The 24,074-nt window shown below is 72.4% G+C and carries 18 protein-coding genes; 8 read left to right on the forward strand and 10 right to left on the reverse strand.

Features of this window, described 5'->3' with window-relative positions:
• Positions 1 to 62 precede the first annotated feature (62 nt).
• Complete coding sequence (locus tag WMF28_RS23240; protein WP_437595438.1) at positions 63 to 3,938, reverse strand: serine/threonine-protein kinase; 3,876 nt, start codon at positions 3,936 to 3,938, stop codon at positions 63 to 65.
• A 598-nt stretch (positions 3,939 to 4,536) separates the two neighbouring features.
• On the opposite strand from WMF28_RS23240, the gene WMF28_RS23245 reads away from it, so the two are divergent.
• Entirely contained in the window at positions 4,537 to 5,361 is an 825-nt protein-coding gene (locus tag WMF28_RS23245; protein ID WP_437595439.1) for an SDR family oxidoreductase, read from the forward strand.
• 210 nt (positions 5,362 to 5,571) lie between these two features.
• Positions 5,572 to 6,252 carry a universal stress protein gene (locus WMF28_RS23250; RefSeq protein WP_437595440.1) on the forward strand — a complete coding sequence of 227 codons (681 nt, stop codon included), beginning with the start codon at positions 5,572 to 5,574 and terminating at the stop codon, positions 6,250 to 6,252.
• An 80-nt stretch (positions 6,253 to 6,332) separates the two neighbouring features.
• Here the strand turns inward: WMF28_RS23250 and WMF28_RS23255 are convergent, their stop codons facing one another.
• The 9 genes from WMF28_RS23255 to WMF28_RS23295 all read right to left on the reverse strand — a co-directional run bounded on the left by WMF28_RS23255 (position 6,333) and on the right by WMF28_RS23295 (position 16,126).
• Positions 6,333 to 6,944, reverse strand: coding sequence for a DUF488 domain-containing protein (locus WMF28_RS23255; RefSeq protein WP_437595441.1), 612 nt, complete (start codon positions 6,942 to 6,944; stop codon positions 6,333 to 6,335).
• A 95-nt stretch (positions 6,945 to 7,039) separates the two neighbouring features.
• Complete coding sequence (locus WMF28_RS23260; protein ID WP_437595442.1) at positions 7,040 to 8,086, reverse strand: DNA-3-methyladenine glycosylase family protein; 1,047 nt, start codon at positions 8,084 to 8,086, stop codon at positions 7,040 to 7,042.
• Entirely contained in the window at positions 8,046 to 8,312 is a 267-nt protein-coding gene (locus WMF28_RS23265) for a hypothetical protein (protein ID WP_437595444.1), read from the reverse strand. Before WMF28_RS23265 ends, WMF28_RS23260 begins: the two co-directional genes overlap by 41 nt.
• Before the next feature lie 535 nt (positions 8,313 to 8,847).
• A complete protein-coding gene (locus WMF28_RS23270; RefSeq protein WP_437595445.1) occupies positions 8,848 to 10,359 on the reverse strand; it encodes a hypothetical protein in 1,512 nt (503 codons plus the stop codon).
• Between the two features lie 472 nt (positions 10,360 to 10,831).
• On the reverse strand, positions 10,832 to 11,356 hold the full coding sequence (locus WMF28_RS23275) for a hypothetical protein (RefSeq protein WP_437595446.1): 525 nt from the start codon (positions 11,354 to 11,356) through the stop codon (positions 10,832 to 10,834).
• A gap of 599 nt (positions 11,357 to 11,955) precedes the next feature.
• Positions 11,956 to 12,156, reverse strand: a complete 201-nt coding sequence (locus WMF28_RS23280; protein WP_437595448.1) for a hypothetical protein — start codon at positions 12,154 to 12,156, stop codon at positions 11,956 to 11,958.
• Positions 12,157 to 12,265: 109 nt separating this feature from the next.
• The gene (locus WMF28_RS23285) at positions 12,266 to 14,707 is read right to left on the reverse strand and encodes a substrate-binding domain-containing protein (RefSeq protein ID WP_437595449.1); all 2,442 of its coding nucleotides are present in this window, start codon (positions 14,705 to 14,707) and stop codon (positions 12,266 to 12,268) included.
• 192 nt (positions 14,708 to 14,899) lie between these two features.
• Complete coding sequence (locus WMF28_RS23290) at positions 14,900 to 15,058, reverse strand: FG-GAP repeat protein (protein WP_437595450.1); 159 nt, start codon at positions 15,056 to 15,058, stop codon at positions 14,900 to 14,902.
• Between the two features lie 126 nt (positions 15,059 to 15,184).
• A complete protein-coding gene (locus WMF28_RS23295; RefSeq protein WP_437595451.1) occupies positions 15,185 to 16,126 on the reverse strand; it encodes a hypothetical protein in 942 nt (313 codons plus the stop codon).
• 127 nt (positions 16,127 to 16,253) lie between these two features.
• Between WMF28_RS23295 and WMF28_RS23300 the strand changes: the two genes are divergently transcribed.
• The 6 genes from WMF28_RS23300 to WMF28_RS23325 all read left to right on the forward strand — a co-directional run bounded on the left by WMF28_RS23300 (position 16,254) and on the right by WMF28_RS23325 (position 24,048).
• Positions 16,254 to 17,057: a VTC domain-containing protein gene (locus WMF28_RS23300; protein ID WP_437595453.1), complete on the forward strand. Its 804-nt coding sequence runs from the start codon at positions 16,254 to 16,256 to the stop codon at positions 17,055 to 17,057.
• Positions 17,054 to 17,746 (forward strand): DUF4956 domain-containing protein, encoded by a 693-nt coding sequence (locus tag WMF28_RS23305; RefSeq protein ID WP_437595454.1) that lies wholly within the window; start codon positions 17,054 to 17,056, stop codon positions 17,744 to 17,746. Before WMF28_RS23300 ends, WMF28_RS23305 begins: the two co-directional genes overlap by 4 nt.
• A gap of 2 nt (positions 17,747 to 17,748) precedes the next feature.
• Complete coding sequence (locus WMF28_RS23310; RefSeq protein WP_437595456.1) at positions 17,749 to 19,806, forward strand: HlyD family secretion protein; 2,058 nt, start codon at positions 17,749 to 17,751, stop codon at positions 19,804 to 19,806.
• A 56-nt stretch (positions 19,807 to 19,862) separates the two neighbouring features.
• Complete coding sequence (locus tag WMF28_RS23315) at positions 19,863 to 21,299, forward strand: TolC family protein (RefSeq protein WP_437595457.1); 1,437 nt, start codon at positions 19,863 to 19,865, stop codon at positions 21,297 to 21,299.
• A gap of 995 nt (positions 21,300 to 22,294) precedes the next feature.
• The gene (locus tag WMF28_RS23320) at positions 22,295 to 23,059 is read left to right on the forward strand and encodes a dienelactone hydrolase family protein (RefSeq protein ID WP_437595458.1); all 765 of its coding nucleotides are present in this window, start codon (positions 22,295 to 22,297) and stop codon (positions 23,057 to 23,059) included.
• Positions 23,060 to 23,073: 14 nt separating this feature from the next.
• Positions 23,074 to 24,048: an aldo/keto reductase gene (locus WMF28_RS23325; protein ID WP_437595460.1), complete on the forward strand. Its 975-nt coding sequence runs from the start codon at positions 23,074 to 23,076 to the stop codon at positions 24,046 to 24,048.
• Positions 24,049 to 24,074 lie beyond the last annotated feature (26 nt).

The raw sequence follows: 24,074 nt of genomic DNA on the forward strand, positions 1-24,074 counted from the left end.
CGCCCCGTCCCCCTGTCTTTCGTGCGCGTGCGCGCCCTCGTGCTCGCCCTCGCTCCCCTTCCCTACCCCCCCCACCGCTCCGCCATCGCGAGCGTCTTCTGGTTATCCGGCACCGTGAGGAACCTCTCCCTCCACACCGGATCGCTGATCTTCCCCGCCCTCTCCAGCAGCCTCTCCCGCGCCGCCGCGATCACCGCCGCGCAGTCCGCCTCCATCCCGTTCGCCGCCAGCGCCTCGGCATAGACGAGCCGCACCGCGGACTCCCCCTCCTCGATCGCCCCGATCGCCTCCAGCATCGAGAACGCCTCCCCCGCCGCCGACAGCCCCTCGTCGAACCTCCCCAGCCCGAGGAGCGCCCGCGCCCGCGCCGCCACCGCCGCCGCGCGCAGCGGCGGCGCGCTCTGCAGGATCTCCGCCGCCGTCGTCGCCTCGCGCTCCGCCCCCTCGAAATCCCGGGCGAGCAGCGCGATCCGCGCGAGGTACGTCCGCGCGCTCCCCTCCTGGCGCGGATCCCCGAGCCGCTGCGACAGCGCGATCGCCTCCCGCTCGATCCGCTGCGCCTCCTCGACGCGCCCCCGGTAGCCGAGGACGTTCCCCAGGTTGCTCAGCGTCGCCGCCACCAGCTCGTGCAGCCCCATCCGCTCCGCGCCCGCCAGCGCGCTGCGCAGCACCTCCTCCGCGCCCGCGAAATCCCCGAGCTCCGCGTGCATGTAGCCCACGTTCATGCGGACCGCGCAGGCGTTGCCGCGATCGCCCGCCCGCTCGAACGCCGCGAGCGCCGCCGACAGCCCCGCGAGGCAGGCGCCGGGATCGCCGTTCACCAGCGCCCGGATCGACCGCGCCTCGTGCAGCCGCGCCACCACCTCGGCCTCCCGCTCCGCGAGATCGGTCCCGTCCCCCTCGATCGCCTCGATCAGCGCGTCCGCGAACGCGTAGCGCCCCCCGAACACGAGCAGCAGCGCGCCCTCGCCGAGGCACATGTGCTTCGCCACGAGCGCGCCCTCCGCGTCCGCCTCGGCGGCCTGCGCCGCGCCCATCCAGCGCTCCACCCGCTCGAAGCCGCCCAGCTTGCCCGCCGCGACCGCCACCTGCTTGATCGCCGAGAACCACGGCGCCGCGCCGGCCGGCAGCCGGTCCACCGCCTCCGTCCCGCGCTGCTCCGCGAGCGCGAGCTCCCCGCGCCAGACGTGCGCCTCAGCCTCCACGAGGCGCAGCGCCCCAAGCGTCTGCGCCGTCGGGCCGCACGCGACCCCGCGCTCGGCGCGCTCGATCGCGGCCGCGAGGTCCTGCGCCCGCAGCGCCTGCTCGGCCGCGCGGCAGTACGCGGCCGCGGCCCGCGAGAGCTCGCCGCCGCGCTCGAAGTGCTCGCCGAGCGCCATCGCGTCCGCCGCGCCCGCCCGCGAGAGCCACTCGCCCGCGAGCCTGTGCCCGAGCCGCCGGTCGCCCTCGGTCAGCATCCCGTAGGCCGCCTCCCGGACGATCGCGTGCTGGAAGCTGTACTCGACCTCGCCGGGGAGGCTGCCCTCGCCGCGCCGGGCGATGACCTCGCGCTGCTCCAGCTCGACAAGCTTCGGCGCCACCTGCGCCCCGCCCACGAGCGCCGAGACGCCGCCCTGCCAGAACGTCTGCCCGAAGATGCTCGCCGCCCGCAGCGCGCGCCGCGCCTCGACGTCGAGCGCCTCGATGCGCGCCTGCACCATCGCCAGCACCGTCTCGGGCAGGTCGGCGCCCTTGCCGTCGGCGACCGCGCGGATCTGCTCCTCCAGGTAGAACGCGTTGCCGTCGGCGCGGTCGACGATCATCGCGAGGAGCTCCGGCGCCACGCCCTCGCCGAGCACCTGGCGCACGAGCCGCTCGCTGGCGCGGCGCGGCAGCCCCGAGAGCTGCACCTCGTGGACGCCGCGCCCCGCCCAGAGCTTCGGGAAGAGCTCGCGCACCTCGGGCCGGCCGAGCGCGAGCACCATCAGCCGCTGATCGCCGAGGTTGCGGAGCGCCGAGTCGACGAGCATCACGCTCGGCAGGTCGCCCCAGTGCAGGTCCTCGAGCGCGAGCAGCACCGGCCTCGCCGAGCACTCGGCCCGGAGCAGCTCCTCCCAGGCGAGGCGGATCTGGTCGCTCATCAGCACGGGGCTGCGCCGCGCCGCCTTGAGCTGCGCGCTGTCGCCGTCGGGGAACGGCACGCCCATGAGCTCCCCGAGGAACGCCGCTGTGCGCGCGGAGTCGCCCCGGCCATACCGCTCGACGCGCGCGCGGATCTTGTGCTGCCGCGCCTCGATCGGCTCGCCGTCGAACAGGCCGATCGCGCGCCGCAGCGCCGGGGCGAGCAGGGCGAAGGCCGAGCCGGCGCTCATGGGGTCGCCGCGCCCGATCCACACCTCGATCTCCTCGCCGCGGTCGCGGAGGCGCCGGAGCAGCTCGGTGCGGAGGCGGGATTTGCCGGCGCCCGCGGGCGCGGTCACGAGCACGGCGCTCGGCGTCGACTCCTCGACGCAGTGGGAGAACGCGGCCTCGAGGAGGGCGAGCTCGCGGTCGCGCCCGACGCACGGCGTCGGCTTGCCGAGCAGGGGCGGCGTGGTGGCGAGCGCCTCGCGCTCGCCGTGCACGCGGAGGGCGCTCTTGTCGCGGGTGACGTCGAACCGGGAGCCGAGCAGCCCCGCGGTCACCTCGTCCAGGCGGACGGCGTCCGCGCCGACCGGGGCGTGGACGGACGGCAGGAGGTGGACGGCGCGGTCGATGAGCTCGCCGACCGGCAGCCGCGAGGAGATCTCGGCGCGGCCGGTGACGAGCGCGACGGGCACGCAGCCGAGCAGCGCGTTCAGCGCGAGCGCGCAGCGCGCGGCCTGGGCGGCGAGGTCGGTCGGCGCCCCGCCGGTGGAGAGCACGATGAGCGGGGAGCGGGACTCCAGGATCTCGAGCTCGCCCTGGTAGCGCTCCGCGACCGCGATGAGCGCCTTGCTGCGCTCCAGGTCCTCTTCCTGGGAGCGCGTCGCCTCGGCGTCGCCGGTCACGTCGCGCGCGAGCACGAGGCACATCATCTTGCGCTCGTTCGTGGTGATCTCGCTCCCGCGCACGGTGTTCGAGGGGCGGCTGCTCACGACGTCCGGGCCGAGGTCGTCGAGCGCGAGGAGCTCGGCCACGACCGCGTCGCCGTCGCGGGGCCGGTCCTTCGGCGACTTCGCGAGCATACGCGCGACGAGATCGTCGAGCGCCTCGGGGATGTCGCCGCGGAGCTCCCGGAGCCGCGGCGGGTCCTCGAGGATGACCTTGATGAGCACCGAGAGCCCGTCGGCGCCCTGGAACGCCGAGCGCCCGGTGAGGCACTTGAAGAGCACGCAGCCGAGCGAGAAGACGTCGGCGCGGGTGTCGATGTTCGGCTCGCTGCGGGCCTGCTCCGGCGCCATGTAGCCCGGGGTGCCGAGCATCGTGCCCGGCATGGTGAGGTGCCTATCGATGGCGCCGAGGCGCACCACGCCGAAGTCGAGGAGGGTGACCCCCTCGATGGCGCCGCCCACGAGGAGCAGGTTGCTCGGCTTGAGGTCGCGGTGGACGATGCCGGCGCGGTGGACGACGCCGAGCGTGGCGGCGATGCTGGAGCCGAGCGCGAGGGTCTCGGCGACGGTGAGCGACCTGCGGGCGAGGCGCTCGGTCAGCGTCTCGCCGGCGAGCCACTCCATGGCGAGGTAGGGCTGCCCGGTCTCGGTCGCGCCGTGCGCGGTGTAGCGCACGATGCCCGGGTGTCGGAGCGCGGTGAGCGCCTCGAGCGCCTCCACCTCCCGCGCGAACCGGATCGCCTCCTGGAGCCCCCGGCGCTGCAGGACCTTGAGCGCGACCGGCTCGTTCGTGTCCAGATCGATGGCGCGGTAGACGTCGCCCATCCCGCCGGAGCTGGCGAGGCGCTCGATGCGGAAGCGACGGTCGATGACATCTCCCACGCGCATCTCGGCTTCCCGTGTTACCTGAGATCTCGCATGAGCTTGCTTACAACGGTGAGTAGACGAACTCGGCGCCGATCGCCAGCGAGTCCGCCCGGAGCGACCGGACACAGCAGTACATTGCCGGTCGCGACAGAGCACAGAATGTGAGATAAAAAACATAGAGCGCCGGAGCACGGGCGGAAGCTCCATGCAGCGCGGAGCGCGACCCCGTGCGGCACCAGGAACCCGGCGGCTTTCCTGGGAACGGGGTCGCTCCCCGTCGGGCTCGCCTCGCGGCGGGCTCGCGTCCGCTGTCACCCTGGCGGATCTGCGCTGAGGTGTGGCCGCGCATTTTCACCACAGCGGGGCAAAATGCCCTGTCCGCAGGATGCGCGTCACGACGGCTCATCGTCTCCGTACGGTGTTCTGAACTCGAATTCATGGCACGCGGCGTGCTGGACTGAAGCGCATGAAGAGGAGCTGACCAGGTGAGCAAAGGAAGCGGTTCAACCAGCTCGGTTGGAAGGTCCTCAGGCCTGTGGCTGCCCGTTGAGGCGTTCCGAGGCGGGCCCCGCACGAGCATCTCGCGCCTGACGCTCTCCTGGGGTAGGTTCCGCCGCCGATGGACACCCAGACTTACTTCCAGGGCAAGAGCGTTCTCGTCACCGGCGGATCGAGCGGCATCGGTCTGTCGTTCGCGCGGCTTGTCGCTGGCTACGGCGCCGCGGTGACGCTGGTCGCGCGCCGCCGCGCCCTCCTCGACGAGGCGGCGGTGGGCATCCGGCGGGAGCACCCGTCGGCGCGGGTCGACGTCCTGGAGCTCGACATCAGCCGGGCGGACGACGTCGCGCGGGCGATGGAGTCGCGGATAGCCGAGCGCCCGATCGATCACCTCGTGAACAACGCGGGCGTCGTGATGCCGGGGCGCTTCCTCGAGCTGCCGATCGAGGAGTTCCGCGGCATGATGGACGTGAACTTCTTCGGCGCCGTCCACCTGTGCAAGGCGGTGCTGCCGGCGATGGTGGCGCGCGGCAGCGGCCATGTGCTCAACGTCTCGTCGCTGGCGGGCGTGATCGGCATCTACGGCTACACGCCGTACGCCGCGAGCAAGTTCGCGCTGATCGGCTTCTCGCAGGCGCTGCGCGCGGAGATGTGGCCGCACGGCGTCCGCGTGAGCGTGTGCATGCCGCCCGACACCGACACGCCGCAGCTCGCGTTCGAGAACCGGTACAAGCCCGCGGAGACCAAGGCCATCGCGGGCAACGTGAAGACGCTGGAGCCGGACGCGGTGGCGCGCAGCATGGCCGACGGCATGGCGCGCGGCCGGTTCGAGATCTACCCCGACCTCGGCTCGCGTGTGGGCGCGATCGCGCAGGGGGTGCTCCCGGGCGTGGTCCGCTGGGTCTGCGACAGCGCGCAGCGGAAGGCCGGCCCGGCGGCGGGCTGAGCGCCCCGGCGGGCGGCATGGGGCACGCCTGCCTCCGCCCCGATTCGGCACCTCCTGGCGTCCCACGCATCCGGTGCGCTGGTCGACGCATCCGCTGCGTCCCGAGCTGCTCCTCGCGACGTGCTGGCGCGGCGCCCCGGAGGCGGCGAGAGGCACGCTCCTTGCGTGTCGATCACGAACACACACGAGGACATCTCAGGGGAGAACGCCATGGAACCGAATTCTTCGAGCATTTCGAGCAACACAAAGCCGTTCAACGTCCTTGCGGCCGTGGATCTCTCGCCCGCGAGCCGGGGCGTGCTCCTCCGCGCGCTGTGGCTGGCGAACGCGGAGGAGACGGGCGGCGAGGTCCACGTGGTGACGGTGACGGACAGCCAGCCGGAGATGCTGAGCTTGCAGGGCCTCGCCCGGACCTCGAGCGCCGCGGACGCCGCGCAGCGGCTCCAGGAGCTCGCGACGAGCGTCGTCAACGAGTTCGCCGTGCCATCGCGGCCCGCGCACGTCGAGCGCGTGGTCACGCACCTCCTCACGGGCGATCCCGCCCGGGAGATCGTCTGGCTCGCGGCGCACATCGACGCGGATCTCATCGTGATGGGCACGCACGGGCGCACCGGCGTGAAGCGCGTCCTGCTCGGCTCGGTCGCCGAGCGCGTCGTGCGGACCGCCGGGTGCCCTGTCTGCGTCGTCCGCGACAAGCACCACGACGACTCCTGGCGCGTGCCGGAGATCGAGCCGCCCTGCCCGGAGTGCCTCGTGGCGCGCAACGGGAGCGGCGGGGCGAACCTCTGGTGCGAGCGCCACCAGGGCCATCTCCGCGCGCACGTTTACTCCAGTGCCGAGACGACGAGGAGGGTGCAGCGCGCCGTGAAGCCCTGGGGGTTCTCGACCTGACGTCGCGGGCCTGGCTTCCCGCCGGCCGAGAAACTGCACCACGCCACGCGATGGCAGCTCCAGCCGTGTACGCTTTCGGGTCACGGCGAGCGTAGTCGTGAGCCGGTTGGCCGCGTGCGCGGCGCACCACCTCCAGCGCGCGCCTTCGCGGCGCTCGTGGGGCGTCTCCTCGACGAGGCAGGGCGTGGTTCCGCGAGAGCCCGACCTTGTGCCAGGGGGGCGGCTTCGGCCGCGTTCTTGGCAGTCTGCGAGCGGGCGCGGGTTCTGTGCGCTCGCTGCTCGATCACCTCGCGGAGGACGACCGCTTGATTGTGAAGCTCATCCTTCGCCCCATACACGAGCGTGAGCGCCCCGCGATTCGCCAGCGCGACGAGCTCGTCGACGAACCCGGCGGCTGGCTGCCGGCGGAGCTCGCCGCGATAGCCCGCCGCGAACTCGTCCCATCGCGCGGCGTCGTGACCGAACCAGCGGCGGAGCTCATCGCTCGGCCCGATCTCCTTCATCCAGGCGTCTATCGCGAGCGCGTCTTTCCGCACGCCTCGCGGCCACAGCCGGTCCACGAGCACCCGGTATCCGTCCGTCGCCTCCGGCCGCTCGTAAGCCCGCTTGAGGCGCACCGGCTCCGCCCTCTTGGCGCCGAGGTGCGCGGTCCGCACTCTACCCGTCGTCGTCCGTCGCTTCACGTTTGCCATGCGCCCTCTTCCCTTCTTCTGCGACAAGCCCGTGATCGTCAACCATCTACCGGCGGAGAACTCGCGAATGGTCCCCTGGCGCGTGCGGCGCAAGCTCACCGAGGGCGAGCAGACGTTGACGGCGGAGCCGCGTGAATGAGGCCCTTCGCGAGGAGGCCACCTCCCAGGGCGAAAAAGTAGAGATAGCCCCGGCGATCGCCGAAGCTCGCCAGGGAGCGCCGCAGCGACGCTCCAGGCCGAAGCTCCATCAGCCCGCTGAGCCCGCGTAGGGCACCGACGTCGCCCGGCGGGAACACGTCGAGACGCCTGAGACCCCGAAGCAGGACCAGGCTGGCGCTCCAGGGGCCGATGCCCGGTAGCTCGTCGAGGGTCCTGAGCGCATCGCTGGTGGTCATGCTCGAGATCCCTCGCTCCGAGAGCTCACCCGACTCGATCGCTCGGGCGACGTGCCGGAGCGACTCGGCCTTCACGACGCTCAGGCCGCATCTCCGCAGCGCATCGAGACGAGCCTCCGCGATCGCCTGGGCCGTGGGGAACGCCCGGAAGCGGCGACCGCCCTGCTCGAGGTACCTGCCGAAGCGCTCGACGAGCCGGCCGACGATCGCGATACCGGCGTCCAGGCTCACCTGCTGGAAGGGGATCACGTTCGCGAACGCCTCGAAGAGGTCAGCGAACCGCGGGGGTCGCATGCCTCGCAGTGCGAGCGCCGTGGCGCGGAGCCGGCGCTCGGCCTCGACCACATGTTGCAGAGGTTCTGGATCCAGATCCAGGCCGAGCACCTTGCGGAGGGTCCGCTCAAGCCCGGCGATCGTGGCGGTGGAAGGGTCGCCTCCTCGGACGAAAAACCGAACATCGGGGCTGTCGATGGTCCCGCGGTTCTCCACTTCGACCAGCGCGAGATCGTCGCCCGTCGCCACCACCCGTTTGTAGCGCTCTCCCTCCCAGACCTCGACCAGGTTTGCCGGTCGTCGCAGAACGCGCACGGTCGCCTCGAGGTGGAACGGCGCTCGGGTCCTGAGCCGCCCTTGCGCGACCGCTTCGCCTGGGCACGTGGCGTGCGTTTCCAGAGACCGATCGTGCGGGCATCTGCTCGGGTCCGCGTCAGCAGCCAGTGAATTCCTCCGTCCGGATATCATCGTCATCGACACCGGCCTTGTTCAGCATCGCGCGGAGGCCCGCGACCATCGCGCGTGGACCAGCCAGATGACAGAGCGGTCCTGTGATCTGGTCCCCCGGCGAGGCGCTGCTCTGCAGGTGCTTCCCGATGAGCGCGGGCTTGTCGAACCGGAGCGCCAGCGTTCGTTCGGCCACCTCGGATCGTGTCTCCAGCTTCAACGAATAGAGGGGCCACTTTGCTTCGGTGGTCATGTCTCTCCCATGAACAGCCGCGAGATCAGCGCATGGCTTGGATCCACTCCGTCGAGCCCGTCCCGCAGCCCGGTGGGACTGAGGCATCGCATCGGTACACTTCGCACTTGGGGTCCTCGGACGGGCTGTCAAGCCGCCCTTCTCTGTTCTTGCACCCTGCAGGCGCACCTCAGCGGTTACATCGGCGCCTGGACGTAGATGCAGCGCGATCGGGCCGCCCGTCTGCGCTCACGCGGCCTGGGCTGCGTGAGCGGCTCGGCGAGCGGTTCTTCCGCGGCGAGGAGATCGCGATACCGCCGATCAGCTACGATACCGACGCTGTCGAGGAGCTCACGGGCAGGGCCGGCGGATCCGTGTGGGTCTGCTCCTTCGGCGTGCCGGTGCGCGACGCCGAGGCCGCGGGGCGGCGCAGCGACGCACGGCGGCCGCGGCGCGCGCACCGGCGCCGGAGCAAGACGAACGGGGAGAGGCGCCGCGGTCGGGGGCAAAGCCCCGTGGAGAGGCTCCTCCTCACAGGCGGTGAGCGCTCCTCCAGCTAGGACGAACAGTGCGGCGGGCGGACTTCTGTGCTGCTGTCCACCACGAAGCCTCGAGCAGATCGCCTGATGACGAGGTAGGTGGGCGTGCTGCTCATGTACTCGGCGAGCGCCGGCGGCGCCGGGATCCGAGCCGTCCATAGCCACGCGGGGGCGTGCGGCGGCGTGGCGCAACCGGACACGTCGGCGAGCTCGATGCGCTCCGCGGCACGAGCGCGCTGCAGGCGCAGGTGCTGAGCGCTCAGCCCGGGCGAGCCGCTCGCCGCGGACCTGGCTTCGCTCCAGGGCTTCTCGAGCCAGGCATCGACGAACGACTCGAGGTCGCTCGGCACATCGGCCACCGGGCACGGTGAGGCGTCGAGCACCGCGCTCACGCGGGCGGGCTGCCCGCGGGGCTGCCGGACGACGACGAAGGCCTCTCGGCTCCACGCCTGCGGCGGATCGTGCTCCGCGTGGAGCTCAAGACCAAAGACCCACGCGCGCTCTCCAGCGCGGGGCTCGCACGCCCGGACGGCGCCGTACTGCCAGCGGACCCCCTCGGCGTCGAGCGCCCGCAGCAGCGCCGTCGCCTGCGTCCCTGCGAGCTCGGTCGGGCTCTCCAGCCTGTCTCGATACGCCGGCACGCCGAGCCAGCGCTCGACGAGCTCGTAGGGCGCGGCGCTGCCGTCGTTGCTCCGCAACCACCGCTCGCAGAGCCGCTCCGTCTCGCGGTCCGCCTCGGGCGATTCGCCTGGATAACCATCGCGACAGCGGACGAATCGATTCACGTCGTAGGCCGACGTGGAAGCGCTGTACTTGCCGTCGTACTCGATCACGATGCGCCCGCCGAAGCCATCCACGGGATGGAGCCTCCAGAAGCCGAGACGTAGGTCCGAAAAGCCGTGCGTCCTCGTCGGGAGCGGGCGCAGCAGCGCGGGCACGTCGGCCACGACCCGCAGGCAGCGCGGGTACGCTTCGTTCACGAGCAGCCGCGTACCGGGACTCGTGAAAGCCGCCTGGTACTCGACGCGGAGATCCCGCCGGCCGTCGGCGTTCAGGTCCAGATCGGTGTCGACCGTGAACGGGAACTGACCGTCCCAGTCATGGATACCGCGGGTCGCGAGGTCCTTCGGACAGGAGCTATCGGCCAGGTCGCTGATCCGGTACGCGAAGCCATCGACGCCCGGTGGCACGCCTGACTCGGTGTACTCCGCCGAGCGGACCCGGCCTCGCAGCGCGTACCTGCCCGGCGCGAGCTCCACCGACAGCGCCGGGCCGCACGCCAGCACGTTCCCTGGGCCGGTATCGGACATCGCCTGCACGCTGATCAGCGCGCGCGTCGTCATCAGCTCCGGCGACGGGAACGGCCCCGTGCTGGCCCACAGCCGCAGGGGCTTCGGCACCTCGATCACCCAGAGCGGCGGATTCGCGGCGTCCGCCGCCATGGCCTCGCAGCCGAGCTCGGCTTCCGTGCGCGCCGGCGTGAGCGGCTCGGGTCGCGCGGCGTACTCTCCAGGCCGCCATTCGAGCACGGGGACCGCAGCCGCGCCGCGAGGCGGCGTGACAGCCACGACCGCATCGAGAGGCGGCGCTCTCCCTGTCGCAGGCGTGGCCACGATCGGAGCGGCGACGTCAGTCGGTCCGAGCGCTCCGGCTTTACGTGGGATCTGCGAGGGAGCGCTCGCTGCCGGCCCGCACGCGCACAGGCTGAGCCCAACAGCGACCAGATTCCGGCCCAGACGCGGCCCGAGTGTGCCCGGAGCTGGACTCCCTCGCAGACGCTCGCCATCGTTCATGCCGCGGCGCGCCAGCAATCCGCGCGCCGTACGCCGCATGCCATCGGCGCCGTCTCTTTCATGATTCGCGCACCGGAACCGTCGTCGTCGGGACACAGCGACCGTGGGCGTCGAGACGCGCTCGGCGTCGACGGGGGCCATGGAAACGGCAGGAAGCAGGGCGGCTCGTACAGGTTTCATCGGCCTGATCGCTCGGCCGAGAGCGGGCTCAAGCTTCGACCCGCTCCTCGGCTTCCCATCGCCCGATCGGCGCGTGCGCGATGATCGTCAGCTCGTTTCCCTCGATCGTGTAGTCCATGTCGAGCCCGCCCTCGGCCCGGACGCGCGCGAGGCCCAGGCCCGAGATCCCGTCGATCATCGCCGTCTCCGTGATGAGCTGGTCGTAGTGCTTCACCGGGTCGCTCGCGGCTTTCAGCGCGATGAGCTGCCGCTCGACCTCGCGCAGGCGCTCGGGCGACGCCTCGTTCCGCGCGCGGATCTTCATGACCTGCGAGCACTGGTCCTCCTCCAGCGCGAGCTCGAGGCTCACGCGAGAGCCGGAGGAGTACTTGGTGATGTTCTCGGCGAGCTCGTGCGCGGCCATGTAGAACCGCGAGCTCACATTCGCGTCGTCCAGCACCTGGCCGCAAAAGCTGGACACCAGCCGCAAGACCGCCGTGGACAGCCGCTCGTTCGGGAAGAACGTCACGCAGAGGAACAAAGAAGCACTCTGCGCCTGCTTGGGTGTTAACACGATCCGTGATTCTACGCGGTTTCCCTCCTGGCGCCAACCACGACTTTCCGTTCCCACTCCCGATCGCCTCCCCTACTCCCTCTCCGCCATACTCCCTCTCCCCCTACTCCCTCTCTTCTACTCCCTCTCTCCTCCACCGACCCATCCAGCGAGGCGTGTCCGCTCGAGCCCGACACGGCCCCCGGTGCGCCTCGGGCGCACCACGTCGCCGCCTTGCGGACACATCCTCAGCGGCGCCCGCACAAGGAGGTGACGTGCGCCCTGAAATCGCCGTACCGCATCGCACATCGCGAGCGCCCGTCATCGGTTGTTCTGCGGGGCAGGCGGCTCGTGCACGCCTCGTCTCTGCCACGCCTGATGGCGCGGCGCTTCCGCCCGAACATCCCGCCTGGGTCGTCCAGGCGAGGCGCGACATCGTCGCGGTGAGTCGCTAGCATCGCCTCGGGGTATCACCGATGTCGCGGTTCAGCGGGATCGTCTCGACGCGCGCTTGTCGCGGACGAACCGAGGAGAGCTGCCGTGAAACATCACAAGGATCTCTGGAAGCTCGCGTGTGCAGCGTTCGCCATGCTGTCGATGGCATGGATCGCAGGCTGCGATCAGGGCGGTGGGGGCGAGGTCGTCAGCAACGGCACCAGCAAGGCGCGCGCGAACGTGGAGGACATCATCGACGCCCACCCGGACCTCAACGTCGCGACGGGCCTCTTGTCGTACAACGGGCCGGCCATCGTCGCCGCCGTCGAGGCGCTCGGGAAGAAGGGCAAGGTCATCCCGCGGTCGTCTTCGACCAGGTTGTGCACATCGTCCAGGAGCAGCGGCGCGTGCGGCGCACCGCCGAGGCGAACGCCGCCCCGCCGCGCCAGCTCGAGGCGCCCCCCACCGCCGGCGCCGGGTAGCCGCCCGCCGGGATCAGCGGCGCGTCGTCGTGCGGCGGCGCGCCCGCGCGAGCGCGTAGCGGAAGCCGCGCGCCAGGTTCGCCTGCGTCACCATCGCGCCGACGTCCAGGCCCTGCGCGACCATCATCTGCGCGGCCTCCGGCGTCATGCCGACGAGCACCGCCTCGGCGCCGAGCAGCGCGGCCGCCTGCGCCGCCTTCACGAGCTGCGACGCCGCCGACGCGTCCACGACCGCCATCCCGGTGACGTCGATCAGCACGACGCGCGCGCGCTGAGCGCCGATCGCGCGGAGCATCGACTCGATGAAGTTGCCGGAGCGCTCGGCGTCCATGACGCCCACCACGGGCATCACCAGGATGCCGTTCGCGATCGGCACGACGGGGCTCGAGAGCTGGCGGATCGTCTGGAGCATCGCGGCCTGCTGCTCGTTGGCGCGCTCGAGCGCCGCGCTCCGCTCGGAGATGCGGCGGAACAGCCGGGCGTTCTCGACGCCGACCGCCACCGTGCCGGCGACGCGGACCAGGAACGACACGTCGCCCTGCCGGCACGCTCCGCTGCGACGGCTGCTCAGGACGAGGGCGCCCAGGACGGTGCCCCGGGCCTGCAGGGGCAAGGCGACGGCCGTGCGCGCGCCGGCGTGCGCGGGGGGCAGGGCGACGTCCGCGCGCGCCTCTCCCTCGTCGGGATCGATCACGAGCGGGCTGCCCGCCTCGATCGCGCGGCCCACGAGAGAGCCCGCCGGGATCGAGACCTGGTCCTCGATGACGGAGCGCGAGGGGGGCGGTAGCCCGATCAGCATGATCTCCAGCGCAGGAGCGACCGACGGGCCCCGAGCGCCCTGCCCGACGGCGACGCGGCGGGCCGCGTCGAGCGTGAGGTAGTCGCTCAGCGTCGTGGACCACGGCGTCCGCTCGAGGGTGACGCAATCAACGCCGGTGTGGAGGGTGCGCGAGGGCGGCAGCTCGGCGAGGGTCGGCTCGAGGCCCTGCGTGACCATCCGGTGGATCACCTCGACCGCGCGGAATCCCATGTCGTGCTCGCGCTGGACGATCGTCGCGTGGATCGCGCCCTGCCGGAGCAAGGCGACCGTGCCGGCCATGAGATCGAACCCGACGACCTTCAGATCGCCCGCCCTGCCGAGGGCCCGCGCCGAGAGCCCCCAGGACGGCCCGTTGTCGGCGGCGGCCCCGAAGGCGCCGGCGACGTCGGGCCGCGCCTCGAGCGCCGCCGTGGCGAGCCGCGTGCCGGCCTCGAGATCCCAGTCGCACGCGAGGGTCGGCAGCACCGTGAGGTTCGACCCGCGGGCCGCCGCGCAGAAGCCCTCGACGCGCTCGCGGACGCCCAGCGCGAGCTCCACGGCGCCGAGGGCCGCGACGACGCCGCCGCCCGGGAGCAGCCGCTTCATCACCTCGGCCGCCAGCCTGCCCGACGCCACGTTGTCCGTCCCGATGTAGAGCGGCGCCCGGCTGCCCGGGATCGGCGGCGTGTCGATCACGACGACCGGGATGGCCACCTCCGCGGCCTGCCGGAACGCCTCCTCCGCGTTCTCGGGGTTGCTGGGCGCGATGAGGATGCCGGACACCCGCCGGCGGATCGCCTCGTCGAGCAGGGCGCGCTGCGAGCCCTCGCCCTGGCCGCCGTGGCCGGTCCGGAAGTCCACGGTGACGCCCAGGGGCCGCGCGGCGCTGTCGGCGCCGGCGCGGATGTTCTGCCAGTAGGTCGTCGGCTCCGACGTCGGAGCCCGGTACACGCGGGCGCGGCGGTCGCCCCGGCCAGGCGCGAGGCTGTCTTCCTCGAGCAGCCACAGCTCAACCGTGCTCCAGTCCGGATCGAGCTGCACGCTCTTGATGCCGTGAGCGATGGTCTCGATGAGGTCGTGCAGCGCGACGGTCGTGCCCACCGCGCTCAGCAGCTTCTCGAAGAGGCGGATCTCCTGCGCCGCGCTCGCCTTGTCGTCATAGAGCCGGTGGCGCTCCAGCGCGTGTCCGGCGGTGTCCGCGAGGGCCTCGATCGTGGCGCGGCGCGCCTCGTCCGGAGACTCCAGGGTCGCCTGCTCGATCGCGAGGTAGCCGACCGGCTCGCCGTACAGCTGGATGGGCGCGACGAGCATGCCGGCCCCCTCCGGGACGGCGCCGCCGATCCCGAGCGCGAAGGGCAGGTACGCCCGGTACCACGCGCGCGCATCGACGACGTAGCTCCCGCGCACGGCCTCGGGCGTCGCCTGGGCGAGCGCGGCCCCGTCGCCGGCGAGCTCCGGGGCGACCGGCATGTGCACACCGGGTCCAGGGGGCGCGTCGAACCCGACCAGCGCGCGCGCCACGAAGCGGTCGCCCTCGCGGAGGAGCAGGCTGCCGCGCGGCGCGCGCGAGAGGATGGCCATGGCCCGCCGCACGATCTGCTGCAGGACGGCGAGGAGGTCGGGCACCTTGAGCATGCGGGCGTACCGAGGGGCCATCACGAGGCGCGATGAGCTGGCTTACAATGCGCGAAACGCCTTGCCTCTTTCAAGATCGCTCCCAGCCTCGCGACGACTGCAGCATGGATCTCGCCGGAATCCGCCCGAGCTTCAACTGGTTCGCGCTCTATCCGATCAGAGAAGCGTGCGCCGCAGCCGGGCACGCTCTCGGGCCTCATCCCTTCGATCCCATCAACACACACAGGCCGTCAGGCACGGTGTCGAGCGCGCCGGCCGAGGCGAAGTCGACATAGACGCGCTACCGGGCGCCCCGACAGCGATGTCCGAGAGGCCGTCTCCATGGAAGTCCGCCGAGGCGCCGAGCTCGCTCACGTTCTGCTGCTCGCTCACGTTCTGCTGCGACTGAGGGTCTCGCCGCGCGCCTTCCGCGACCCGGCCCGGGAGAGGCGATCGCGCGCGGCCCGGCTCGGGAGAGGCGGCGACCCGCGCCGGGCGCGCGCCGCGAGGGGGCGGCGCTCAGGGCGCCTGGCAGGAGACGCGGTGGATCGGCGCCTCGTCCCCCTCGCCGATCGTCACGTAGTCCCACCCGCCGGGCACCCAGGCGATCGCCTCCCCCTGGTCCTCGTCGGCCGCCGGCATCTCGCAGGGCGGCCCGGCCAGCGCCTGCGCCACGGTCTGATCCGGCGCCATCGGATAGAAGAAGACGTGCGAGTACGTGCGGAGCAGCACGCCGGCGCCGTCCGGGTGCACGTCGCCGCCCGTGAATTGCGGCTTGCCCACGGGCGCCTTGATCGAGCCCGCGCCGGCGAGCGTCGCCGGCCGGCCGGCGGCAGGTCGCGTCGATAGCTCGTAGATGCGGGCGCTCTCCTTCTTCTTCTTCACCTTCGTCACCACCGTGAACGCGCCGGTGACCGGGTGGACCAGCAGCGTCTCCGCGTTGTGGCTCCCGTCGGGGTACGCGAGCGAGATCGCCTCCGCGGACAGCGCGCGCGGCGCTCCCCCGAGCGCGTCCGGCTCCCTCACCTCGTAGAGCGCATAGCCGTCGCGCTCCCGGTCGTTGTCGCCGATGTCCCCGAAGAACAGGCAGCTCCCCCCGCCTGCGCCGCACGGGCCCCGCGCGACGTCCTCCCAGTCGACCGCGGTCGCGCCCGTCACCCCGAACTCGCCCCGCGGCGCGCCGTCAAGCCCGATCGCAAAGAAGCGCGGGGCATCGCCCGAGTCGTTGTGGAGGTACAGCGCGTCCGCGTGTACCGCAGAGCCGACCACGCCGGAGCACTCGGCGAGATCGCCCTTCGGCAGCGCGCCGACCCGCGCGACCCCGCCGCAGCGGGGGCAGCCCGAGGTCCGCACCGCCACGCCCGCCGGCGGCCCCGCGCCCCGGCAGCCCGAGGCGAGCAGCGCCAGCGCGAGCGCGGGCTGCAGGAGCCACCGGACTGTAGCTTTGCGACTCCAATGCAACGCGCGGGGATACAGCGGCGATATCGAGGGCTTGCCAAGGATTCCGCTAGCGGACATCCGGTGAAATTTATGTCATCATGGCGTACATACAGTAACAATTTCGCGACGCCGCGGCGGCGCGACCCACGTGGCCCTGACGATCGAGGAGGCCGCCATCCTGGACGTCATCGAGAGATACGAGTTCAAATACCTGGTCCCGGAGCGGCTCGTACCAGCGATCCGGGAAACGGCGCGCGCTGTCGGCCGGAGGGACCGGTACGCGAACGAGGACGGCTCGTACCGCATCCGCTCGCTCTACTTTGACACGCGCGGGTTCGACCTCTTCTGGGCGAACTCCCGTGAGCAGCGGGACCGCTTCAAGCTGCGGGCGCGCACCTACCCCGGCAAGAAGAGCCCGGTCTTCCTCGAGGTGAAGCGGCGCGTACAGGACGTGATCATCAAGTCGCGCGCGTGCGTGCCTGCGGACGAGTGGCGGGAGCTGCTCGAGCACCACCGCCCCGCCGCGCTGGAGCGGCTCGCGCCGGGCCCGCGGAAATACGCGGAGCGGTTCATCAGCGCGTTCCACCGCCACGATCTCCGGCCCGTGGTGGTCGTCGACTACGAGCGCGAGGCCTACGAGAGCACCCTCGACAAGTATGCGCGCATCACGTTCGACCGGAGGGTCGTCTGCCAGCGCAGGGAAGCGCTGGATCTCGACGCGCCCGACGGGAGGTGGCGCCCTGTCGACCACCCCGTCCAGACCCAAACGCACGAGCCCGTCTGCGTCCTCGAGCTCAAGTTCGAGCGCAGGCCGCCCGCGTGGATGGCGGCGCTCGTGCAGCGCCTCGAGCTCGTCCGGCACTCGTTCTCCAAGTACTGCTTCAGCGTCAACGCGCAGCTGACGCTCCCGGAGGCGCGCGCGGCCCGGATCGAGGGAGGGCCGCGGCCATGATGGACTGGCTGACGACGGTCTCGCAGGGCGAGGCCATCGAGTGGCGCAGGGCGCTCATCGCCCTCCTCGTCGCCTTCGGGCTCACGCAGGGCATCGCCGGCGTCTACATGCTCACGTTCCGCGGCCTCTCGTACTCGCGGACCATCGTCCAGAGCATGGCGCTGGGCAGCATCATCACGTGCACGCTGATGCTCGCCGTCGGCAACAACATCGCGGCCGGCATCGGGATCGCCGGGGGCGTCAGCGCGATCCGGTTCCGCACCACGATGCGCGATCCGCGCGACGTCGTGTTCGTCTTCGCGTCGCTCGCCATCGGCATGGCGAGCGGCGCGCAGGCCTACGGCGCGGCGATCGCCGGGGCGGGGATGTTCGCCGGCGCGACGCTGATGCTCCACGCCACCGGCTACGGGTCGCGCCGGCAGCCGGACGGGCTGCTCCGGTTCGTCGCGCCGTCCGGGCCGGCGGGCGCGGACCTCGGCGGCGCGATCGCGGGCGTCCTCCGCGAGCACTGCGGCTCCTTCTCGCTCGTGACCCTGCGCGAGGCGGCGCAGGGCGCCGTCATGGAGCACGCCTACCAGATCAGCGTGCGCCACCCCGACCTGCGGGTGCGCCTCGTGACGAGCCTTCAAGCGCTCCCCGGAGTGGAGGACGTGAGTCTGATGCTCCAGGAGCCGACGCTGGACCTCTAGTGATGCATCTCTGGCGAATCCGATCCGCGCTCTCCTCCGTGACCCCCGCGCTGACGATGCTGGGCACGCTCGGCCTCGCGGCGTGGCTGCGCTTCTCCGGCGCCCCGACCGGCGGGATCTTCGCGTTCGCGCAGGCCGACGTCGAGATGGTCGCCGCGATCGAGGTCGGGCGGGTGGCCTCGATCGAGGTCGACGTCGGGGACGAGGTGACGCCGGGTCAGGTGCTCGTCACGCTCGACAGCGGCGCGATCGACGCGGAGCTCGCCGTGGCGCGCGCCGACGTGGAGCGCCTCCGGGCGCTGATCCCCGCGGAGCACGCGCGGCTCGATCTGGAGCTCGAGGCGGGCGTCGAGGACCTGAAGCTCGAGCTCGCGCGCGAGGTCGAGGAGCAGCGCCGCGCGAGCGCCGAGGGCCAGGTGCTGGCCAGCGAGATCTCCCGGGTGAAGCGGCTGATCGAGGACAAGCAGGCGAGCCTCGACGTCCTGGGCTCGCTCGACGTGCAGCGCGCGGGCGTCGACGCGATCGCGACCGAGAAGCCCCGCACCATCCAGCTCCTCCGCGCGCAGATCGCGGTGGCCGGGGAGCGCCGGAAGAAGCTCCTCCAGCAGGCGAGCCCGGAGACGGCGAAGATCGAGGCGGACCTCGCGATGGCGAGGCGGAGCGCCGAGCAGCTCGAGGTGCTTCGCGCCCAGCAGACGCTGCGCGCGGCGCACGGCGGGCGCGTCTCGGCGGTGCGCAAGCGGCCTGGCGACGTCGCCGTGCCGGGCGACCCGATCGTCGAGATCGCCAACGCGCGCGGGCAGGTCATCGCCTGCCTCCCGGACAACTCGGTGCTCCACGTCGAGGCGGGCGACACCGCGACGCTCTGGGCGCGCGGCGGGACCGGGCGGCCGCTCACGGGCAGGGCCGTCACGGTCGGGGCGATGGTGACGCAGCTGCCGCTCCGCTGCTGGACGGACCTGAACGTGCCGGTGTGGGGCCGCGAGGTCACGATCGCGCTCGATCACCCGGTCGATCTGCTCGCCGGCCAGCCGTTCGATGTCGCCTTCGAGCGCTCGAGCACCGCGCCCCCCGCGCCGCCGGCCCCCGGCGCGCCGGCCGCCCCCGTGGCGAAGGGCGCGCCCGCGGCGGCGCCGCCCGCCCGGGCCGCCGACGCGCTCCGCATGACGGTCCCGGCGGCGTTGCGGCAGCGGACGCGCTTCGAGCCGTCCGGCATCCTGCCCCGCCCCACGGAGGCGCGGTACCTCCTCGTCAGCGACGACACGGGCCACAAGGACGAGAAGGACGAGGGCGTCCCCTGGCTGTTCGCGATGTCCGCGGCCGGCGCCGTCGATCCGGAGCCGGTGCCGGTGAACGGCGTGAAGGAGCTCGCGGACATCGAGTCGATCACCGCGGGCGACGGGGGCGACGTGTACCTGCTCTCGTCGCAGGGCTACAGCGCGAAGGGCAAGCGCAAGAAGGCGCGCACCGCGCTGCTCCGGCTGAAGCCGGACGGCCGCGGCTTCCGCGTCGACGCCGAGGCCCACCTCGCGGAGCTGCTCGACGCCGCGGGCCCCGCGGCCCTCGCGCAGCTCGGGCTCCCTGGCGGCACGCGCCCGCTCGAGATCGAGGGCATGGCCTACCGCGACGGCGCGCTCTACTTCGGGCTCAAGTCGCCGCTCGACGCCGAGGGCAACGCGCTGATCTGGAAGCTCGGCGCGCCGCGCGCGCTCTTCGAGGCGCGGGGCCTCGATGGCGCCGGCCTCTCGCTCTGGGCGCGCGCGCGCGTCGACGTCGAGCTCGACGGCGCGCCTACGCCGGGGGGGATCTCCGATCTGTGCTTCCTCCCGGACGGCTCGCTCGCGATCGCCTCGACCCCGTCCACCGCCGACGGCGCCGCGGGGTCGCTCTTCCACGTCCTCCGCCCCGAGGGCGGCGTCCTCTCGCCCAGCCTCGTGCGGCGCTTTCCCGGCCAGAAGCCGGAGGGGATCTCGCTCGCGCTGTCCCCGGGCAAGCTGATCGTCGTGTTCGACGCCGGCGCCGAGGCGCCTTTCTTCCTCGAGATGCCGTGGCAGGGCTGAGCGGCGCAGGGCGGCGCCGTCCAGGCCCGGAGAGATCCCCACGAAGGCCGTAAGGCATGAAGATCACTGATATTTTCGCCCTCCTTCGCCGCCGCGCCGCGCGCGCGGCAGCGCGGCCCGCCGCGGCGGCGCTGTCGTCCGTCGCGTGCCTCTCGCTCGTGGCCTGCGCGGCGCCCGCGCAGCTCGAGGGGTCGGAGCGCGCGATCGCGCTCTACCGCGAGGCGCGCGCCGCGAAGGCGCAGGCGCGCGCGCGGGCGGGCCTCGCGGCGGGGCGCAGCGCCGCGCCGCGCGAGCTGAGCGCGGACGAGGCGGTCGCCATGGCCAGGGAGCAGAGCGGGACAGTCGCGTCGATGAGGGCGCGCGAGGCCACGGCCCGGGCGGCGGTCGACGCCGCGTCGGCGGGCACCTACCGGAACCCGGAGATCCGCGTCTCGCAGCTGCGCCTCGATCAGGTGCTCGATCGCGAGCCGCGCTTCTCGGCGGGCGTCCGCATTCGCCCTCCCCGGCCCGGCGAGGCCGGCGCGGCCGCGGACGTCGCGCGCGCGGACGTGGACGTCGCGCGCGCGGAGACACGCGTCGCGGAGCTCGAGCTCGAGGCCGAGGTCCGCTGGATGTTCGACGAGGTGCTGCTGCTCGACGCCGAGCTCGAGGCGCTCGGGGCGGTCGCCGCGACGCGCCGCCGCCTCGCGGACCAGGAGCGGGCGCGGGTCGCCGTATCGCAGGTGACCGCCGTCGACGAGGCGATGGCGGCGCTGTCGGCCGCGGTGGCCGAGGAGGACGGCGCGGCGCCGCGCGCGCGCCGCGAGGTCGTGCTCGCGGCGCTGCTCGATCGCGTCGGGCTCGACCCCGCCGCGCCGGTGCGCCTCGTGGGCGAGCCGCTCGCGACCGCGCCGCTCGTCCCCCTCGCGTCCGAGGAGGCGCTGATCGAGGCCGCGCTGAGGAACCGCCCGGAGATCGCGCTCGCGGCCGCCGAGCTCGACGCCGCCGGCGCGGAGGGCGCGCTGGCGCGCACGCTGCGCTGGCCGTGGTTCTCGTTCGTCGAGTTCGGCTACGAGTTCTCGCCCGCGACGCGCGACCCGATGGGCTGGACGTTCGAGGCCGGGATCGAGCTGCCGCTCTTCGACACGCACGCGAGCGAGGTCGCCGCCGCGGACGCCGGGGCGGTCGCGGCGCAGCGCACGCTCGCCGCCGAGGTCCAGCGGGTCGCGCGCGAGGTGCGCGATCGGCTCCGGGAGGCGCGCGCGGCGGGGGCGCTTGTCGAGGAGTTCAGGGCGCGCGCGCTCCCGGCCGTCGAGCGCGCCGGGGTCGAGGTCGCGCGCGCGCTCGACAGCCGCCAGATCGACGGGGTGCGCGCGCTCGGCCTGGAGGAGCGGGGCGCCGCCGCGCGGGTCAAGCTCCTGCGGCTCGTGCGCGAGTACCGGACGGCGCTGGCCGAGCTGCGCATCGTGGTCGGCGGCCCGCTGGACGCGAGCAGGCCGGCGGCCCGGCGCTGAGCTCCGGGGCTCCGGCCATCCAGTTCCAGGGACAGCGCGATCCGGCGCTGCGCGGCGCTTCACGGCCACGGGCTCGACGTGAAGCGCGCGGTGGCGCCCCGGCTGTCTCCATGCGTCCTGCGCCGTTGCTCTTGCTCCGAGGCGGCGATCTGCGCCTCTCCTGAGCGGTTGAGCTGCGCCTCGCGCAAACCGGCCGCCTCCCGGCCCTTCAGCGTGCTCCGCGACCTTGCGTGCAGCGCTCTCCGTCGTGGATCTGGCCGCTTGAGCTGCGGCCGGTCCAATCGGAGCTCCACGCCTCCGCGTGTCCGACGGTGAGCTTGATGGCGAGGAGAGCTGCGCGCGTATCGCAAGCGGCTGTTCAGCCTCGCATCAACGGTCTCCAACGACTCACGCCCATCCAGGGTCGCGCGACGCACCTCTCACGCGGGCTGGACCAGCCGCGAGCGGCCGCCACCGCCACGGCATCAATCGATGTCAGCGAGGTCAGCACGGCACGTGCCAGTAACGAACCCATGGCAAAAGGCGCGCGACGCCGGCATTCTCGCCACCACCGCTGCTGATCCGCTGCTGCCTGGGAAGCAGTGAATCAGCAGCGCAGCTGGCCAGGACGCCGGATGGACATGGCGCGTGGGTCGAGCACCGATCATCGGAACACGGCGCCCCAGGCGAGGTGGCACCATCGCCGCGAGCCATGGAAGGACATCATACGAGGCGAGTGTGCTTGCCAAGTCGAGAGGAGCAGAGTAAGAGTCGTTCGCAGGACGAGCCCGCGGCCGCGCAGCCGACATCGAGGCGGTGTCGGCTGCGGCTCCGGACGCGACAGACGAGGGTCTTCCCCGGGAGGACTACCGGGTCATCGCGCTCGCTCCCGCGGCGGCGAGGGGCGAAGCCACCTGTCCGTGCTGTGGCGCGCGGGTCGCGCCGAGCGCGCCTGGTCGCCCATCCGATGATCCGAGCGCCCGCCAGACGTTCAGCCAGTTGAGCAAGAGGAACCGATGTCACGAGCTACAGTCACGTTGAAGACCCGGGACGGTCAGACCGAAGCATCCGTCTTCCGCCCCGACGCTGGTAAGGGTCCCTGGCCCGCGGTGCTGGTGTACCAGGATGGCCGCGGCATTCGTCCCGCGCTCTTCGAGCTGGGGGAGCGCATCGCGCAGGGCGGCTACTTCGTCCTGTTGCCCGATCTGTTCTATCGCGGCGGCCCCTATCAGGCGCCGGACGCCGAGACCTTCACGCGCGATCCGGAGTTTCGCAAGCAGTGGCAGCAAAAGTACATCGCCACGGCCACGAAGGCCAACGTGCGCTCGGACACGGAGGCGTTCCTCGCCTTCCTGGCAGCCGAGCCCGATGTCCGCTCGCTGTCGATCGGCACCACCGGCTACTGCATGGGAGGCGGGTTGTCGCTGTCGGCCGCCGGCCAGTTTCCCGACCGTGTGATCGCGGCGGCGTCTTACCACGGCGGCAACCTGGCGACCGACGACCCGGAGAGCCCGCACCTCCTCGCGCCGCGCGTTCGAGCGCGCGTCTATGTCGCGGGCGCGGTCGAGGACGCGTCGTTCCCGGACCAGCAGAAGCAACGCCTGAGCGACGCGCTCGAGCAGGCCGGCGTACAGCACACGGTCGAGACGTATGCAGGCGCGAAGCATGGCTGGGTCCCCTCGGATTCGGCGGTGTACAACGAGGCCGCGTCCGAGCGCCACTACCAGACGTTGCTCGCGCTGTTCGACGCGACGCTCAAGGCGGCGGCTCCGAAGAGCTGAAGAAGAGGAGAACCATGACGGATTTACCCACTCGCCTGCTCGGACGCACCGGCGTCCGCGTCACCACGCTCGGCTTCGGCGCCATGGAGCTGCGAGGCGCCCCGCGCGGCCCGGAGCTCTCGGATCAGGAGGCGGAGCGCATCCTGAACGACGTGCTGGACACCGGGATCAACTTCATCGACACCTCCATCGATTACGGTCGCAGCGAGGAGCTCATCGGGCGCCACATCTCGCGCCGCCGGAGCGAATACTTCCTGGCTTCGAAATGTGGCTGCGTCGTCGGCGGGGCCCAGGGTGAGCATGTGCACACGGCACAGAACATCCGGCACGGCGTGGAGAACAGCCTGCGCCTCCTGAAGACGGACCACCTCGACCTGGTGCAGTTTCACCGGAGCCTCACCCGGCGAGAGTTCGAGCAGGACGGCGCGCTGCAAGAGGCGCTGAAGCTCAAGGACGAGGGCAAGGTTCGTTTCCTAGGCGTCTCGGGCACGCTGCCCAACCTGGTGGAGCAGATCGAGATGGGCGTCTTCGACGCCTTCCAGATCCCATACTCCGCGCTGCAGCGCGAGCACGAGGACGTGATCAGCAAGGCCGCCGAGGCCGGCGCGGGCACCATCATCCGCGGCGGCGTCGCGCGCGGCGCGCCCACCGATTGGCAGCGTACGAACTATATGCTGCCGGGCACCACCATGCAGGACCGGTGGGAGCGGGCCAGGCTCGACGAGCTGCTCGACGGCCTGAGCCGGATCGAGTTCACCCTGCGCTTCACGCTCTCGCACCCGGGCCTGAGCACCACCATCGTCGGGACCCGGAACCCGCAGCACCTGCGCGACAACCTGACGTTCGCAAGGAAGGGTCCCTTGCCGAGCGAGGTGGTCGCCGAGGCGAAGCGGCGCTTGAGCCAGACGGGCTCGGCGCCGGAGCCCGTGCCCGCGGCGGCCGCGCGCCCGCCCAGCGCGGCGCAGGTCTCCGCGGCGATCCGGCCCTGAGGAGCCGCGCTGGACAGCGACCCTCC

It is taken from the genome of Sorangium sp. So ce590, assembly GCF_051521365.1.
Lineage (GTDB): Bacteria > Myxococcota_A > Polyangia > Polyangiales > Polyangiaceae > Sorangium.

Excerpts from the sequence above, each read along its gene's own strand:
- WMF28_RS23240 (WP_437595438.1), bottom strand. The coding sequence starts at position 3,938 with ATGCGCGTGGGAGATGTCATCGACCGTCGCTTCCGCATCGAGCGCCTC.
- WMF28_RS23245 (WP_437595439.1), top strand. The coding sequence starts at position 4,537 with ATGGACACCCAGACTTACTTCCAGGGCAAGAGCGTTCTCGTCACCGGC.
- WMF28_RS23250 (WP_437595440.1), top strand. The coding sequence starts at position 5,572 with ATGGAACCGAATTCTTCGAGCATTTCGAGCAACACAAAGCCGTTCAAC.
- WMF28_RS23255 (WP_437595441.1), bottom strand. The coding sequence starts at position 6,944 with ATGGCAAACGTGAAGCGACGGACGACGACGGGTAGAGTGCGGACCGCG.
- WMF28_RS23260 (WP_437595442.1), bottom strand. The coding sequence starts at position 8,086 with ATGACGATGATATCCGGACGGAGGAATTCACTGGCTGCTGACGCGGAC.
- WMF28_RS23265 (WP_437595444.1), bottom strand. The coding sequence starts at position 8,312 with ATGACCACCGAAGCAAAGTGGCCCCTCTATTCGTTGAAGCTGGAGACA.
- WMF28_RS23285 (WP_437595449.1), bottom strand. The coding sequence starts at position 14,707 with ATGGCCCCTCGGTACGCCCGCATGCTCAAGGTGCCCGACCTCCTCGCC.
- WMF28_RS23305 (WP_437595454.1), top strand. The coding sequence starts at position 17,054 with ATGATGGACTGGCTGACGACGGTCTCGCAGGGCGAGGCCATCGAGTGG.
- WMF28_RS23310 (WP_437595456.1), top strand. The coding sequence starts at position 17,749 with ATGCATCTCTGGCGAATCCGATCCGCGCTCTCCTCCGTGACCCCCGCG.
- WMF28_RS23315 (WP_437595457.1), top strand. The coding sequence starts at position 19,863 with ATGAAGATCACTGATATTTTCGCCCTCCTTCGCCGCCGCGCCGCGCGC.
- WMF28_RS23320 (WP_437595458.1), top strand. The coding sequence starts at position 22,295 with ATGTCACGAGCTACAGTCACGTTGAAGACCCGGGACGGTCAGACCGAA.
- WMF28_RS23325 (WP_437595460.1), top strand. The coding sequence starts at position 23,074 with ATGACGGATTTACCCACTCGCCTGCTCGGACGCACCGGCGTCCGCGTC.